The organism is Rhodococcus sp. DN22, from assembly GCF_036669995.1.
Taxonomy (GTDB): Bacteria; Actinomycetota; Actinomycetes; order Mycobacteriales; family Mycobacteriaceae; genus Rhodococcus_F; species Rhodococcus_F erythropolis.
Map to the genome: position 1 here is coordinate 3,143,577 of NZ_CP133326.1, position 15,619 is coordinate 3,159,195.

Sequence of the window (15,619 nt, forward strand, 5' to 3'; positions counted from 1 at the left end):
CTCAGGCTCGTTTCTTCCTCGGTGTGGTCGACTTCGACGAGCCGGCCTTGGAGGCGTTCGACTTCGCTTCGTCCACACTGCGCTGCAGTGCGGCAACCAGGTCGACCACCTCCGCATCGGTGCCCTCTTGGTCGACCTCGGCGGCGGGGATGACCTTCTTGCCGCCGTTCTCGATCATCTCGTCGAGCAACTGCCGCAGTTGGAGCTGGTAGTCGTCGGTGAACTCGGTCGGATCGAAATCGCCCGCCATGCTCTCGACGAGCGTCTGCGCCATCTTCAGTTCCTTGGCCTTCGGCTTCTCCACGTCGTCGAGCGAAGGGAACTCTGCTGCGCGAACTTCGTCGGGCCACAGCAACGTCTGGATCACCAGGACGCCGTCGCGAGCGCGCATCGCGGCCAGGCGCGTCTTCTGTCGCAGAGTGAAATGCACCAGTGCTGTTCGATCACTCTCGGTGAGTACAGTCGAAAGCAGGACGTATGCCTTCGGCGACGCCGAATCGGGTTCGAGGAAGTAACTCTTCTCGAACAAGATCGGATCGATCTGATCGTTCGGCACGAATTCCAGCACCGGAATCTCGTGCTTCTCCGCAGCCGGGAGTTTGTTGAAGTCCTCGTCGCTCAAGATGACGCGCGATCCGTCTTCCGAGTCGTACGCCTTGTCGATGTCCGCGAACTGAACCGTGTTTCCGCACTCGGAACACACACGGTTGTACTTGATGCGGCCACCGTCTTTTGCATGGACCTGGTGAAATCGGATGTCGTGGTCCTCGGTCGCCGAGTACACCTTGACCGGGACGTTGACCAGACCGAAGGCTATCGAGCCTTTCCAAATCGAGCGCATGCCTCCCATGATGGTCGCCGCCGGCCGTTTGCGCGAGGCAAACGATCACGGTTGATCCCGAACCGTTGCGTGTGGATGGGTCGGTTCGGGGCGTATCGAGCGGGTATCCGCTTCGAGAACCCGACTCGCACACCTGGGGGGACGCTCCGATGAGAATCCGAACCCACCGTCGACGCGTCACCGCGGCGCTGGCGATTTCACTGGTTTCGTTGCTGTTGGCTCCTTGGCATGCGGGCGCGGATCCGGCCCGTACCGTCCGGATCACTGTTCATTCGGAAGCGATGGACCGCGACATACCTCTCGAGGTGATCCTCCCCGCCGACACCAGTGCGCCACGCCCGACGCTGTATCTGCTCAACGGTGCCGGTGGCGGCGAGGACAGTGCAACGTGGGAAGGACGGACCGATGTCCTGGATTTCTTCGCCGACAAGAACGTCAACGTCGTGACGCCGCTGGAAGGAGCGTTCAGCTACTACACCGACTGGCAGAAAGACGATCCCGTACTCGGGCGCAACAAGTGGCAGACGTTCCTCACTCGCGAACTGCCGCCCGTCATCGATGCGCAGTTCGGTACCAACGGGGTCAACTCCATCGCGGCGATTTCGATGACGGCGACGTCGGTACTCAATCTCGCGATCTCGGCACCAGGGCTTTATCGGAGTGTCGGGGCCTACAGCGGGTGCGCGGAGACTTCCACGCAGCCGGGTCAGGACTATGTGCGGTTGGTGGTCGGCGCGCGGGGTGGCGCTGATCCGACAAACATGTGGGGACCGTTCGACGGTCCGGGGTGGCGCGAGAACGATCCGGTCGTGAACGCGGAGAAGTTGCGGGGGACCGCACTGTACGTTTCCAGCGGATCCGGTCTGCCAGGTCCGCACGACAACCTCCAGGCACCCGATGTGAACGGAAATCCCGGAGCCCTCCTTAATCAGATCGTCGTCGGCGGCATCATCGAATCCGCGGTCAACGGGTGCACGCACGGCTTGGCGGACCGACTGAACGCACTGGGCATCCCCGCGACCTTCGACTTCAAGCCGACCGGAACCCACTCGTGGGGCTACTGGCAGGACGACCTACACAATTCCTGGCCGATGATCGCCGGCTCGATGGGAGCGCAGTAGTCGGTCCGGAGTGCTCACCTCAGAAACGGCGCGCGCATCAACGTCTTTCGGACGTGCCACGGTGACGATCGGAACAGGGTTGCCATCACCTTCGCCGTCGCGGACGCGTCCCGCCGATCGGACAGGTAGGACCGCTGAGCCTCGACCGGTAGATCGAAGAACGTGTCGAAGAATGTCGCGACCTCTCTCGAGCCGAGGTTGAGAAGTGCGTTCAGGCCAACGCGGCGAAGGGCAGACACCGCCTTGGCCGACCGCGGCCAGAGCGCCGCGTTGGGATCTCCACCGTCGGCGATTGCTTTGGCGACAGCGTCTGCCTCGGCGAGTGACGAGGCAACGCTGTATCCGGTTCCCGGATGCATCAGACCGCCTCGCCCGCCGAAACGGAGTACACCGTCGGGGAACGACTCCTTCGGGCCTTCGACTGCAAAACGGACCCGCTCGACCGGTGCGTCGTCGGGGACTTCGCAGCCCCGATTGCGAAGCCGGGTGCGCAGACGCGCTTCGAGTTCGCGGAGCCCCAACGCCGGCCGGCCGACGAGGCAGGTCTCCTCGAGGAGAACTCGCTCGTCATCGAGTGGGACCGCATAGAGAAACGACGGAGTGTCGGCGTCGGAGGCGCCGTTGTCTGGTCGCCAGTCCATGAACCAGGCTTCGCCACTACCCAGAATCGGATCGGCCAGAGCGCGGTCGACGATCACTCCGAAGGCGGTCTGCTGCGCTGTTGTCACCGTCAGTTCGGTACCTCGGGCATCGATGACGACTGATCCCCTCAGCTGCGATCCGTCCACGCACAGGACGGCGGTGGGTGACAGTGTTTGAGCACGCAAGGCTCTGAACTGTACGGATGTGCCCGAGAGAAATGATTGCAGTAAAGATGTATTCAATACGCAATATGTGCGATCAAGCGTTTTCTGTCTGCGGGTCCACACGCTCGGGCGTTCGATCCGGCTTGCGATCACATCGACCGGCAGCCACGACGGCAGCTCGTCAGCCCACGCCGAATAGGTCGGCGTCCACACCCGATGGGGATGCGGATCGACAACGACGACGGTGAGTTGCCGGGCGATACAGCGGGTGGCGAGTGCCCGCCCGGCCGGGCCGCCACCGACGATCACCACGTCGGCGGAAGAGTTGTCTGTGCTCACGACCGGCGCACTACATCGATCCCGTTGCGAGCAGACCGCCGTCGACCCGGACCGTTTCGCCCGTGATCCACGCCGCCGCGTCGGAGACGAGGAAGCCGACCAGACCGGCAACGTCCTCGGGGGTGCCGAGCCGCTTCATCGGGTAGCCCGCCGACGCCTTGTCCTCGCCGGCAGCGACCAGGGCTGCCGCGAACTGCGTCTTGACGATCCCGGGAGCTACGGCGTTGACACGAATCTTCGGTCCCAGTTGCCAGGCCAGTTCTTCCGTCAGGCGGATGAGCGCAGCCTTCGACGCGCCGTACGCCGCGATGACGCCCGTCGACCGGATCCCGGCCACACTTGCCAGGTTCACGACGGCTCCACCGTGTTCGCCCATCCATGCCCGATGTGCTTGCTGGACGTAACCGAGGGCGGCAACCACATTCACGTCGAAGATCTTGCGCACGGCGTCGAGGTCCGCTTCCATGAGCGAACCGAAGACGGGGTTGATTCCGGTGTTGTTGACCAGAATGTCGAGTGAACCGAATTCGGACACGGCGCGGTAGACGGCACCGGAGCGGGCTTCGGCATCGGCTGCGTTGCCCGCGAATGCGACGACCTTTCCGCCGTGCCCCAGAGCGGACAGCTCGGATGCGGCGGCCTCGAGGGGCTCCGGCTTGCGGGCTGTGATCAAGACGTCGGCACCGCGAGCGAGGAGTTCGGCGGCGACAGCTTTGCCGATTCCGCGACTTGCGCCGGTGACGATGGCGGCACGGCCTTCGAGGTCGCGAGGACGAGTGCTGTTTTCGCTAGTCATGTCCCGAACGTTAGCGGACTCACACGCTGCTGGTCGGAACGACCGTCAGGTCACGGTAAAATCGATAGTTCTTGTGTCTGTAGTCAGGCATTGTTTACCCGTATTCGTCGTTTTTCCTGAGGAGTTTGCTTGATTACCGCCACTGACCTCGAAGTTCGTGCCGGTGTCCGCACCCTTCTCACGGCTCCCGGGCCTTCGTTGCGCATCCAGCCGGGCGACCGGATCGGACTCGTCGGACGTAACGGAGCCGGAAAGACGACCACACTGCGCATCCTCGCCGGCGAAGGTGAGGCATATGCCGGAAGCGTCGTACGTACCGGTGAACTCGGATACCTCCCGCAGGATCCCAAAGAGGGCGACCTGAGCGTCCTCGCCAAGGACCGGGTTCTCTCCGCACGTGGCCTCGACACGATGCTCCGCGAGATGGAGAAGCAGCAGATTCTGATGGGCGAGGTGCTCGATCAGGAATCGCAGGACCGCGCGGTCAAGAAGTACGGTCAGCTCGAGGATCGGTTCTCGGCCCTCGGCGGATACGAAGCCGAGAGTGAAGCTGCACGCATCACCAGCAGCCTCGGTCTCGAAGACCGCATTCTCGGGCAGCCGCTCAGCACGCTGTCCGGCGGTCAGCGTCGTCGCGTCGAATTGGCGCGCATCCTCTTCGCCGCCTCCGACGGCAGCGGTGCCCGCTCGGACACGACTCTGCTGCTCGACGAGCCCACCAACCACCTCGACGCCGACTCCATCACCTGGCTGCGTGGCTTCCTCCAGAACCACGAGGGTGGACTGGTGGTCATCAGCCACGACGTCGACCTGCTCAACGACGTCGTCAACCGCGTGTGGTTCCTCGATGCCGTCCGCGGTGAGGCCGACGTCTACAACATGAACTGGAAGAAGTACCTCGACGCTCGTGCCACGGACGAGCAGCGTCGTCGCCGCGAGCGCGCCAATGCCGAGAAGAAGGCCGGTGCGCTGCGGATTCAGGCCGCCAAGATGGGCGCAAAGGCAACCAAGGCCGTCGCGGCTCAGAACATGGCCAAGCGAGCCGACAAATTGATGGCGAACCTCGATGCCGAACGTGTCTCGGACAAGGTTGCGCGGATTCGTTTCCCCGAACCCGCCGCTTGTGGCAAGACTCCTCTGATGGGCAAGAACCTCACCAAGGTGTACGGCTCGCTCGAGATCTTCACCGGTGTCGATCTCGCGATCGATCGTGGGTCTCGTGTGGTTATCCTCGGACTCAACGGTGCAGGTAAGACCACGCTGCTCCGCATCCTCGCGGGCGCGGAGAAGGCGGACGCTGGTGAGCTGATCGCCGGTCACGGACTCAAGGTCGGCTACTTCGCTCAGGAGCACGACACCCTCGACGACGACGCGTCCGTTTGGGAGAACATCCGCCACGCCGCGCCGGACACAGGGGAGCAGGAACTGCGTTCGCTGCTCGGTGCCTTCATGTTCACCGGCCCGCAGCTCGAACAGCCGGCCGGAACGCTCTCGGGTGGTGAGAAGACGCGTTTGGCTCTGGCCGGTCTGGTGTCTTCGGCTGCCAACGTTCTGCTTCTCGACGAGCCCACCAACAACCTGGACCCGATCTCGCGCGAGCAGGTGCTCGACGCGCTCCGCAGCTACACCGGTGCCGTCGTCCTGGTCACCCACGATCCGGGCGCTGCCGAGGCCCTCAACCCCGAGCGGGTCATCCTCCTGCCCGACGGCAACGAGGACCACTGGTCGCAGGAGTACCTCGAGCTGATCCAGCTCGCCTAACCCCCTGTGCGCCTTTTTGGTAGTGGGAACTACCAAAAAGGCGCACAGGGGCGAAGCCCCTCAATCTCTCCGCCGCACCGATTCCTCGACTAGATCGAGAACCGCTGACAGGTTGTCGACGCCGTGGCCGGAGGCGATTCTCGCGACCAGGCCGTCCATCACCAGATCCAGATACCCGATCAGAATTTCGGTGGGGACGTCGTCACGGAGCCGACCGGCCGATTTCTGTCTGGCGAGGCGCGCACTGGTCGCTTCCGTCAGTTCTACGGAGCGCTGCGACCACTTCTCGCGGAAATCGGCGTCGTTGCGCAGTCGACGCGCTATCTCCAGTCGCGTTCCCAGCCAATCGAATTGGTCGGGCTGCGCGAGCATGTCCCGCATGACCTGGACGAGGCCCTCTTCGGCGACGACATCTGCCATCCGGCTCGCATCCTCGCTTGCGAGAGCGAGGAACAGGCCGTCCTTGTCCTTGAAGTGATGGAAGATCGCTCCGCGGGACAAACCGGTGACTTCTTCGAGACGGCGAACTGTGGCGCCGTCGTAGCCGTATTCCGCAAAGCAGCGGCGGGCGCCGTCAAGGATCTGACTGCGCCGTGCCGCGAGATGGTCTTCACTGACCTTGGGCACGGGCATCCCTCCTTTGTCGGGTTGCCTGTGAACACTTTCGGCCGTAGGCGCTGAATGTCGACTCAGTGCACAAAGCGCTCACGACCACCGATGAAACCTGGTTCGCCTTCCGGCGAAAGTGGTCGTGAGCGCTTTGTGACCCGTCAGGGGCCGAAAGTGCTCACAGGCACGTAGTGCCTACTAGCCGCGGATCATGTTGCGAAGCACGTACTGCAGGATGCCACCGTTGCGGTAGTAATCCGCTTCGCCGGGGGTGTCGATGCGTACGACTGCGTCGAACACGACCTTCTCGCCGTTCTCGCGCGTCGCCGTGACCTTCATGGTCTTCGGGGTGACGCCCTCGTTGAGCTTCTCGACACCTTCGATGTCGAAGGTCTCGGTGCCGTCGAGCTTGAGCGAACCTGCGGACTCGCCGACCGGGAACTGCAGCGGGACAACGCCCATGCCGATCAGGTTGGAGCGGTGGATGCGCTCGAACGACTCGGTGATGACGGCCTTGACGCCGAGCAGGCTCGTGCCCTTGGCTGCCCAGTCACGCGAGGATCCGGAGCCGTACTCCTTGCCGCCCAGGACGACCAGCGGGATGCCGGCTGCCTGGTAGTTCTGCGACGCGTCGTAGATGAATGCCTGCGGTGCGCCTTCCTGCGTGAAGTCGCGGGTGTAACCACCGGAGACGTCGTCGAGGAGCTGGTTGCGCAGACGGATGTTCGCGAACGTTCCGCGAATCATGACCTCGTGGTTACCGCGACGCGAGCCGAGCGAGTTGTAATCCGCACGCTCGACGCCATGGGAGTCGAGGTACTGCGCAGCGGGGGTACCGACCTTGATCGGACCTGCCGGGCTGATGTGGTCGGTGGTGACCGAGTCGCCGAGCAGTGCGAGGACGCGAGCGCCCTTGATGTCCTTGACCGGAGCCGGATCCATCGTCATGCCGTCGAAGTAAGGTGGCTTCCGCACGTAGGTGGAGTTCTCGTCCCACTCGAAGGTGTCACCCTTCGGGGTTTCGAGGTTCTGCCAGCGGCTGTCGCCCGCAAAGATGGTGGCGTACGACTTGCGGAACATGTCCTGGTCGATCGAGGACTTGATCGTCTCTTCGATTTCCTGCGTGGACGGCCAGATGTCCTTGAGGTAGACGGGGTTTCCGTCGGTGTCGTTACCGAGCGAATCGGTCTCGAAGTCGAAGTCCATGGTTCCGGCGAGGCCGTAGGCAATCACGAGCGGCGGGGAAGCCAGGTAGTTCATCTTGACGTCGGGGGAGATACGTCCCTCGAAGTTACGGTTACCCGAGAGCACCGCGGTGACCGAGAGGTCGTTGTCGTTGATCGCCTTCGAGACTGCCTCGGGCAGCGGTCCGGTGTTACCGATGCACGTGGTGCAGCCGTAACCACCGAGGTAGTAACCGAGCTTCTCGAGGTACGGCCACAGGCCGGCCTTCTCGTAGTAGTCGGTGACGACCTGCGAACCGGGAGCCATGTTGGTCTTGACCCACGGCTTGGTGGCGAGGCCCTTTTCGACGGCGTTGCGTGCGAGCAGTGCAGCGCCGAGCATGACCGACGGGTTGGACGTGTTGGTGCAGGAGGTGATACCTGCAACGACGACGGCGCCGTGGTCGAGAACGAACTCACCGGCGTCGGACTTGACGACGACCGGCTTGCTCGGACGGCCTTCTGCACCGTTGGCAGCAGAGAGAACGTCGACCGCTCCGTCGTCGGCAAACGACAGAACCGCGGGATCGGAAGCCGGGAAGGACTCTTCGACGGCCTCGTCGAGCTGGGTGTGCTCGGTCGGGTGGTTCTCTTCCACGTAGTTGTGGATGTCCTTGCGGAACGCAGTCTTGGACTCCGACAACAGGATTCGGTCCTGCGGGCGCTTCGGGCCGGCGATCGAGGGAACAACGGTTCCCAGATCCAGCTCGATGTACTCCGAGAAGACGGGTTCCTTGTCGGGGTTGTGCCACAGGCCCTGTTCCTTGGCGTACGCCTCGACGAGAGCGAGCTGCTCGTCGCTGCGGCCGGTGAGGCGCAGGTATTCGATGGTCTCGGCGTCGATCGGGAAGATCGCTGCGGTGGAACCGAATTCGGGGCTCATGTTGCCCAGCGTCGCGCGGTTCGCGAGCGGAACCTCGGCAACACCGTTGCCGTAGAACTCGACGAACTTGCCGACGACGCCGTGCTTACGGAGCATCTCGGTGGCGGTGAGCACGACGTCGGTTGCGGTGACGCCGGGCTTGATCTCACCGGAGAGCTTGAAGCCGACGACGCGGGGGATCAGCATGGAGACGGGCTGGCCGAGCATTGCTGCCTCGGCCTCGATGCCGCCGACGCCCCAGCCGAGCACGCCGAGGCCGTTGACCATCGTGGTGTGCGAGTCGGTGCCGACACAGGTGTCGGGGTATGCCTGTCCGTTACGCGACATGACGGTGGGTGCCAGGTACTCGATGTTGACCTGGTGAACGATGCCCATTCCCGGGGGGACGACCTTGAAGTCGTCGAATGCGCCCTGGCCCCAACGGAGGAACTGGTAACGCTCGCCGTTGCGCTCGTATTCGAGGTCGACGTTGCGCTCGAGTGCGTCGGCCTGGCCGAAGACGTCGAGGATGACCGAGTGGTCGATGACCATGTCGGCGGGGGAGAGCGGGTTGACCTTGTTCGGGTCGCCGCCGAGGGTGGTGACGGCCTCACGCATGGTGGCGAGGTCGACGATGCAAGGAACGCCGGTGAAGTCCTGCATGATCACGCGGGCAGGCGTGAACTGGATTTCGATGCTCGGCTCGGCTGAGGGATCCCAGCTTGCGATTGCGCGGATGTGATCCGCGGTGATGTTGGCGCCGTCTTCGGTGCGGAGAAGGTTCTCGGCGAGAACCTTCAAGGAATAGGGCAATTTCTCGGTGCCGGGGACGGCCGAGAGGCGGAAGATCTCGTAAGAGTTCTCACCGACCTCGAGGGTTCCCTTGGCTCCGAATGAATCGATACTGGTGCTCACGTCTGCTCCACTCGTCTATGAGGGTCGCTACCGACGGGGCTGTGTCGGCAGCTGAAGCGAGGTACTTCGGCCGGGAAGATCCTCCGTAGCTCACGCCAATCGCACAGTTCGCGTGAGAACTGTCCGAACATCGGAGCTGCAGTAGAACCTGTCCTGACCGGTGGTACCTCTTGGTCCAAGTCTAACAGTACGCTTGTCCTGTGAGAATTCAGGGCAAGTTGACCGAAACAATCTTCATGCAGACTGCGGGCCTGCGCAACGCAGGCTTGGCTGGGTGACCGCACCCACAGCTACCGCTCGGGCGGCACGCGCGGCGGTTGTGTGTGACGCCTGGTGGCAGTCGACCTGAAGTAGGGTGCATGCAGGCCCGTCGCGGGTCGGCCGCCGAAAAACGACCTCGGAAGAACTCCCCGCATCTCAGCGGTGGACGGAATCCGAACAGCACCCGGATGAGAGATGTCTGCTCCTACAAATCACGCTTTTGCGCCTGTGCACGTGAAGTCCCCGTTGCACGTCGCTGTTCCGTCGGACGTCGATCTCGACGACGTGCTCGCGGACATTTCGACGGACGGCGTCTCCGCCCCCGCGGATGATGTTGCGGGGCTGACCGCGGTGGTGACCGACGCTCGTGAACGTGGTGTCGACTTGAGCGTCGTAGTAGTCGACGCAAATCCGGGCCGGCCGTCCGATCTTCGAGACCTGGCCACGACGGTCGGCAAAACAGAAGGCGGAACGGTTCTCGTTCTGAGCCCTGACTGGATGGGTAGCTACAGCGATTCGATCAGTCGAGTGCAGCTCGAAACTGCACAGGACCGATCTTTCGGCGAAAGCGCAAGCGTGACCGCGGACCGCTTCTCGCACGAGATCGTGGCGCCAGGTCCGCCGTGGACGCTTTACACGGTCCTTGTCATCGCAGTGGTGGCGGTTATTGCCGGAATTACCTTTGCCGTCAAGTGGCGGCGAGAGCCAGAAAACGCGCAAACCAGACATATCGCTTCGCCTTCGGAAACACCAGTACCATCCGACCACCGGGCCGATTCCGTCTGACCTTGGTCCTCTTGCGAGATTTTCAGTAACTCGTCGAAAACAGGTACTCACCGCTGTTTGCGGTGAGTACCTGCCCTTTTTGGTGCCTGCATGCCATTCGACCAGCTCAAATACCGTTTGTGTTATTTGTGGCTAAAGTTTCCAAAGAGCGCTTGAGTGTCGTACGGTACAACTGGCACTTTTTGGGGAAGAAGTGTCGCAGACAGGCTGATGTTGTTCGACGCGTACTTGTCGGTTGCCTCGTTCTCGGGGTGTCGACGGTGGCGTTCGTACGGCACGTCCAGGTCGACGAGCAGCTCTCGGGCTGTGGGCGACCGGTGCTTGGTCTGCGCATTCCCTCCCCGCACGGATCGGCGACCCAGCGGGCCGTGGCGTTACACGCGAGGGAGAGTTATTTGTGAGGCAAGTAACACGTGGCGGCGAGTCCCGTCGTGGTCCTTCCCGTAAATCGATGCGCCTGGCGCAACTGGTCATCGGATTCGGCGTCGTCGGATCCCTGATCGTCGGGACGCCGGCCATGTCCTCGGCCGTACCGCCACCGCCGCCGAATCCGAGTGACTCGGATATCGCCGCGGCAGATTCGCAGGTCTCGTCGAGCGTCGGCACCGTCAGCGCGCTCATCAATCAAGTCGCATCGGCAAACGAACAGTTGTCGGCACTCGACAACGAAGTTGCGATCAAGCGTGAAGACGTCAACAAGACTCTCGTGGATCTGCAGAACGCTCGCGGCGCCGCAGACTCCGCAGCGCAGGCCGTCGGAGTCACGAAACAAGCTCTGAAGGACGCGTCGGCGCAGATCGAGGTCGCTCAGACGGACTTCGACAAGTACGCACGCTCGAGCTACGTCAAGGGCACCAATACTGCGTCGATCTCGTCGTTCCTCGACGCCAAGGGTCCTGGCGACGTTCTCGACCGCGCCCAGGTCCTCAAGCTTCTCGCCAATACGCAGAGTGCAGTGCTCGACGGTCTCCAGCGAGCACGTACCGAGCAGGCGAACAAGGATTCCGCGACCCGCCAGGCCAAGCAGCAGGCCGATGCCGCCGCCGAGGTCGCCGCGCAGCTGAAGGATCTGGCGGAGCAGGCGATTCAGATCGCGCGCAACGCTCTCGATCAGCAGGTAGCCAAGAAGGCCGCGATCGAAGCCGAGCGCAACTCTGCCCAGGCTCAGCTCGACGCCGCCCGCAACGCCGTCGCCGGCTTGCAGGGTCAACGCCAGGCATACGCGACCTGGGACGAACAGCGCCGCGCCGAGGAAGCTCATCAGAAGGCTCTCGAAGCCGCTGCCAAGGAAGCGGCCGCTCAGGCCGCCGCCCGTGCCGCTGCCGACCAGGCAGCCAAGGATCGAGCTGCCGCATTGGCAGCAGCCCAGCGTCCGCACACCGCGGTCGAAGACCCGACTCCGACCGTCATCCCGGACGACGACGACACCTGGACTGACGAAGAAACAGGGACCGACGAGGAAACAGGCACGGACGAAGAGACCGGCACCGACGAGGAAACGGTCACGACGCCCAAGCCCACCACCCCGAAGCCGACGACGCCGAAACCCACCACTCCGAAGCCTTCCGTCACCGGAAGCGCTGCAATCGAATCCGTCATCGACCGCGGAATGTCTCAGCTAGGCGTGCAGTATGCCTGGGGCGGCGGCGACGAGAACGGTCCGACGCGAGGCATCCGTGACGGCGGCGTCGCTGACAGTTACGGCGACTTCAACAAGGTCGGGTTCGACTGCTCCGGCTTGATGATTTATGCCTTTGCCGGCATCGGGATCTCGCTGCCGCACTACACCGGCTATCAGTACACCGCAGGCACTCAGGTTCCGTCTTCGGAGATGAAGCGCGGCGACATGATCTTCTACGGCCCCAACGCCAGCCAACACGTGGCGCTCTACCTCGGTAACGGTCAGATGCTCGAGGCACCACAATCCGGTTCGAGTGTCATGGTCTCACCGGTTCGGTGGGGCGGAATGACGCCGTACGCCGTCCGACTGGTGTCCTGACCGTCAGAGGAAATGCCGCTGACACCCGCATTGTCAGGGAAGTATCAAGTTCCCGACGTGGTGTTACGGCATCGAGCGCAACTACCTGGAATAGTTGACGGGGAACACGTTACTGTCGGTACTTTTCTAGGTGAAAGCGATGGATTCTTGGTGACCTCACGTGAAGATTCGGTCGGAACGGTCGACGTAAGCAAGGCGAGTGGAAGTGCGGACGGAGCAGCACCTTCCCTGGCAGCCGACGTTCAGACCTTGGAACGAGCGATTTACGAGGTCAAGCGAGTCATCGTCGGGCAGGACCGGCTTGTCGAGCGCATTCTCGTCGGACTTCTCGCCAAGGGGCACGTCCTCCTCGAAGGCGTACCCGGTGTCGCCAAGACGCTGGCCGTCGAGACTTTCGCGAAGGTCGTCGGCGGTTCGTTCTCCCGCGTCCAGTTCACCCCGGACCTGGTGCCCACCGACCTGATCGGCACGCGCATCTACCGTCAGGGCCGCGAGGAGTTCGACACCGAACTCGGCCCCGTCGTCGCCAACTTCGTGTTGGCCGACGAGATCAACCGTGCCCCGGCCAAGGTGCAGTCCGCGCTCCTCGAGGTGATGGCAGAACGCCACGTCTCGATCGGTGGCAAGCGGTACCACATGCCCGATCCGTTCCTGGTGATGGCGACGCAGAACCCCATCGAGAACGAGGGCGTCTATCCGCTCCCCGAAGCGCAGCGCGACCGCTTCCTGTTCAAGATCCTCGTCGATTACCCGACAGTGGAGGAAGAACGCGAAATCGTCTACCGGATGGGCGTGGCAGCGCCGGAGCCGCACCAGATCCTCGGTCCGGAGGAGTTGGTCAGGCTCCAACGCGTCGCCAGCAACGTCTTCGTTCACCACGCGCTCGTCGATTACGTTGTCCGGGTCATCGCCGCCACGCGTACGCCGCGTGAGGTCGGACTCGAGGACGTCGCCGGCTGGATCGCGTACGGCGCCTCACCCCGCGCGACGCTCGGCATCATCGCCGCGTCGCGGGCCCTCGCTCTCGTCCGCGGGCGCGACTACGTAGTGCCGCAGGACGTCATCGAGGTGATCCCGGACGTGTTGCGTCACCGTCTCGTTCTTTCCTACGACGCCATGGCCGACGAGGTGACTCCCGACGCCGTCATCGCCCGGGTGCTGCAGACCGTCGGACTGCCGCAGATCGCCGCGCGGCCGGTTCCTACCGTTCCCGGACCGCCCCAGCAGGGCGCACCGCAAGCACCGCAGTTCAACGCACCGGGCACAGCTAATCCGCAGGGCAACGGCGCGCCGATCGCGACCGCTGAGACGATGAGTCGCCCGCAGTGACCGAAGGCCGCGACGGTGGCCAGGCGACACCCGCCGGATCCACCGGTTCTCCGCCGTCGTTCCGATCCGGCGAGCTCAGCGACCCCAAACTCACCGCTGCGCTGCGCACCCTCGAGCTGACGGTTCGCCGCCGCCTCGACGGTGTGCTGCACGGCGATCATCTCGGCCTGATTCCCGGTCCGGGTTCGGAGCCGGGAGATGCCCGCGAGTATCAGCCGGGCGACGACGTGCGGCAGATGGACTGGTCCGTCACCGCACGGACGACGCACCCACACGTGCGTCAAACGGTCGCAGATCGTGAGCTCGAGACGTGGCTCGTCATCGACTTGTCCGCAAGTCTCGACTTCGGGACCGCCGGATGCGAGAAGCGCGACCTGGTCGTCGCCGCAGCCGCGGCGATCACTCACCTGACCAGTTCGGGCGGTAACCGCGTCGGCGCCATCATCTCGACCGGCGCACAGACAACTCGAATTCCGGCCCGCGGTGGGCGAATTCACGCACAGGCGATGCTCCGCAAGATCGCGACGACTCCGCACGCGCCGGACGGGGTACGCGGTGATCTGGTCGGCGCGATCGAAGCGCTCAGACGCCCACAGCGTCGGCGCGGACTCGCGGTCGTCATCAGCGACTTCCTCGGACCGATCGACTGGGAACGCTCGCTGCGCGCCATTTCAGGACGGCACGACGTGCTCGGTGTGGAAGTGGTCGATCCGCGAGACCTCGAACTGCCCGACGTGGGCGACGTGGTGCTCCACGATCCCGAGTCCGGCCGGACCAGAGAATTCACCACGACGCCGCAACTGCGCGCCGACTTCGCCAGAGTCGCCGCCGAGCACCGCGTCGAGGTCAGGCAAGCTCTACGTCGTTGCGGCGCACCGCTCATGTCCCTGCACACCGATCGGGACTGGATCGCCGACGTCGTGAGATTCATCTCGGCACGCCGACACAGTTATGGTGCCGGCGCCGGAACTGGGGGCGTTCGTTCGTGAGTCTTTCTCAATTCACCGCACCGTGGTGGCTGCTGTTCCTCGCTGTCATCGCCGCGTTGGTGGTCGGTTACGTACTCGTGCAGAAGCAGCGAGCCAAGCACACACTTCGGTTCACGAACTTCGCACTGTTGGAGAAGGTCGCGCCTTCGCGGCCCGGGCGGTGGCGTCATATTCCGGCGATTCTGATGGTCATCGCATTGGTGTTCTTCACCGTCGCCCTTGCCGGTCCGACGGCAGACAAGAAGGTCCCGCGAAACCGTGCCACGGTGATCCTCGTGATCGACGTGTCGCTGTCGATGCAGGCCACCGACGTCGAGCCGACGCGATTGGCAGCAGCGCAGGAAGCTGCGAAGTCGTTCGCCGACGGTCTGACTCCCGGCATCAACCTCGGGTTGGTCGCATTTGCCGGAACCGCTTCGGTTCTGGTGTCGCCCACCACGAATCGTGACGCGACGAAGGTCGCCATCGACAACCTCAAGCTCAGTGAGCGAACGGCGACGGGCGAAGCGATCTTCACCTCGTTGCAGTCGATCGACACGCTGTCGGCTGTTCTCGGCGGCAGCGATCAGGCGCCACCGGCGCGCATCGTGTTGCTGTCCGACGGTAAGCAGACCGTTCCCGAGAACTCGGACGATCCGCGGGGCGGATTCACCGCTGCCCGTCAGGCCAAGGACAAGGGCGTTCCGATCTCGACCATTTCCTTCGGAACGACATACGGGCGAGTCGAGATCGAAGGAGACCGAATCCCCGTCCCGGTCGACGACGCGTCATTGAAGGAGATCGCCAACCTTTCCGGCGGAAGTTTCTTCACGGCATCGAGCCTCGAAGAACTGCGCCAGGTGTACGACACGCTCGAAGAGCAGATCGGTTTCGAGACGACACGAGGCGATGCGAGTCGACCGTGGTTGGTTCTCGGCGTCGTGTTCGCGACCGCTGGTCTGACGATTGCCCTGGTACGCAGGCAGCGTCTGCCCTGATCGAG

Annotated in this window: 12 protein-coding genes; 7 read left to right on the forward strand and 5 right to left on the reverse strand. The window is 63.5% G+C overall.

The features are described 5' to 3' along the window. Nucleotide 1: 1 nt before the first annotated feature. Nucleotides 2-850, reverse strand: a complete 849-nt coding sequence (locus RA302_RS14505) for a Ku protein (protein WP_020907736.1) — start codon at nucleotides 848-850, stop codon at nucleotides 2-4. Nucleotides 851-990: 140 nt separating this feature from the next. On the opposite strand from RA302_RS14505, the gene RA302_RS14510 reads away from it, so the two are divergent. Continuing rightward, nucleotides 991-1,962, forward strand: a complete 972-nt coding sequence (locus RA302_RS14510) for an alpha/beta hydrolase family protein (RefSeq protein WP_030536398.1) — start codon at nucleotides 991-993, stop codon at nucleotides 1,960-1,962. 14 nt (nucleotides 1,963-1,976) lie between these two features. Here RA302_RS14510 and RA302_RS14515 read toward each other — a convergent pair whose 3' ends face one another. Beyond that, nucleotides 1,977-3,107, reverse strand: coding sequence for a lycopene cyclase family protein (locus tag RA302_RS14515; protein WP_030536397.1), 1,131 nt, complete (start codon nucleotides 3,105-3,107; stop codon nucleotides 1,977-1,979). A gap of 10 nt (nucleotides 3,108-3,117) precedes the next feature. Then, nucleotides 3,118-3,903: an SDR family oxidoreductase gene (locus RA302_RS14520; protein WP_030536396.1), complete on the reverse strand. Its 786-nt coding sequence runs from the start codon at nucleotides 3,901-3,903 to the stop codon at nucleotides 3,118-3,120. Between the two features lie 129 nt (nucleotides 3,904-4,032). Between RA302_RS14520 and RA302_RS14525 the strand changes: the two genes are divergently transcribed. Next, nucleotides 4,033-5,664 (forward strand): ABC-F family ATP-binding cassette domain-containing protein, encoded by a 1,632-nt coding sequence (locus RA302_RS14525; protein ID WP_003944932.1) that lies wholly within the window; start codon nucleotides 4,033-4,035, stop codon nucleotides 5,662-5,664. Between the two features lie 60 nt (nucleotides 5,665-5,724). Here the strand turns inward: RA302_RS14525 and RA302_RS14530 are convergent, their stop codons facing one another. Together RA302_RS14530 and acnA are read right to left on the reverse strand one after the other, a co-directional pair. Further along, entirely contained in the window at nucleotides 5,725-6,291 is a 567-nt protein-coding gene (locus tag RA302_RS14530) for a TetR/AcrR family transcriptional regulator (protein ID WP_003944970.1), read from the reverse strand. A 180-nt stretch (nucleotides 6,292-6,471) separates the two neighbouring features. Beyond that, on the reverse strand, nucleotides 6,472-9,273 hold the full coding sequence (gene acnA, locus RA302_RS14535) for an aconitate hydratase AcnA (protein ID WP_007727883.1): 2,802 nt from the start codon (nucleotides 9,271-9,273) through the stop codon (nucleotides 6,472-6,474). Between the two features lie 456 nt (nucleotides 9,274-9,729). Here acnA and RA302_RS14540 point away from each other — a divergent pair, with 456 nt between their 5' ends. The 5 genes from RA302_RS14540 (at nucleotide 9,730) to RA302_RS14560 (ending at nucleotide 15,614) form a co-directional block, all read left to right on the forward strand. Continuing rightward, a complete protein-coding gene (locus RA302_RS14540) occupies nucleotides 9,730-10,320 on the forward strand; it encodes a DUF6676 family protein (RefSeq protein ID WP_030536395.1) in 591 nt (196 codons plus the stop codon). Between the two features lie 451 nt (nucleotides 10,321-10,771). Then, nucleotides 10,772-12,319 (forward strand): NlpC/P60 family protein, encoded by a 1,548-nt coding sequence (locus RA302_RS14545; RefSeq protein ID WP_003944866.1) that lies wholly within the window; start codon nucleotides 10,772-10,774, stop codon nucleotides 12,317-12,319. Nucleotides 12,320-12,547: 228 nt separating this feature from the next. Continuing rightward, on the forward strand, nucleotides 12,548-13,648 hold the full coding sequence (locus tag RA302_RS14550; RefSeq protein ID WP_230587571.1) for a MoxR family ATPase: 1,101 nt from the start codon (nucleotides 12,548-12,550) through the stop codon (nucleotides 13,646-13,648). After that, entirely contained in the window at nucleotides 13,645-14,637 is a 993-nt protein-coding gene (locus tag RA302_RS14555; protein WP_030536393.1) for a DUF58 domain-containing protein, read from the forward strand. Before RA302_RS14550 ends, RA302_RS14555 begins: the two co-directional genes overlap by 4 nt. Beyond that, nucleotides 14,634-15,614, forward strand: a complete 981-nt coding sequence (locus RA302_RS14560; RefSeq protein ID WP_003944878.1) for a VWA domain-containing protein — start codon at nucleotides 14,634-14,636, stop codon at nucleotides 15,612-15,614. Before RA302_RS14555 ends, RA302_RS14560 begins: the two co-directional genes overlap by 4 nt. Nucleotides 15,615-15,619 lie beyond the last annotated feature (5 nt).

Coding starts and splice junctions, on each gene's coding strand:
- RA302_RS14510 (WP_030536398.1), top strand. CDS start 991: ATGAGAATCCGAACCCACCGTCGACGCGTCACCGCGGCGCTGGCGATT.
- RA302_RS14545 (WP_003944866.1), top strand. CDS start 10,772: ATGCGCCTGGCGCAACTGGTCATCGGATTCGGCGTCGTCGGATCCCTG.
- RA302_RS14520 (WP_030536396.1), bottom strand. CDS start 3,903: ATGACTAGCGAAAACAGCACTCGTCCTCGCGACCTCGAAGGCCGTGCC.
- RA302_RS14540 (WP_030536395.1), top strand. CDS start 9,730: ATGTCTGCTCCTACAAATCACGCTTTTGCGCCTGTGCACGTGAAGTCC.
- RA302_RS14505 (WP_020907736.1), bottom strand. CDS start 850: ATGGGAGGCATGCGCTCGATTTGGAAAGGCTCGATAGCCTTCGGTCTG.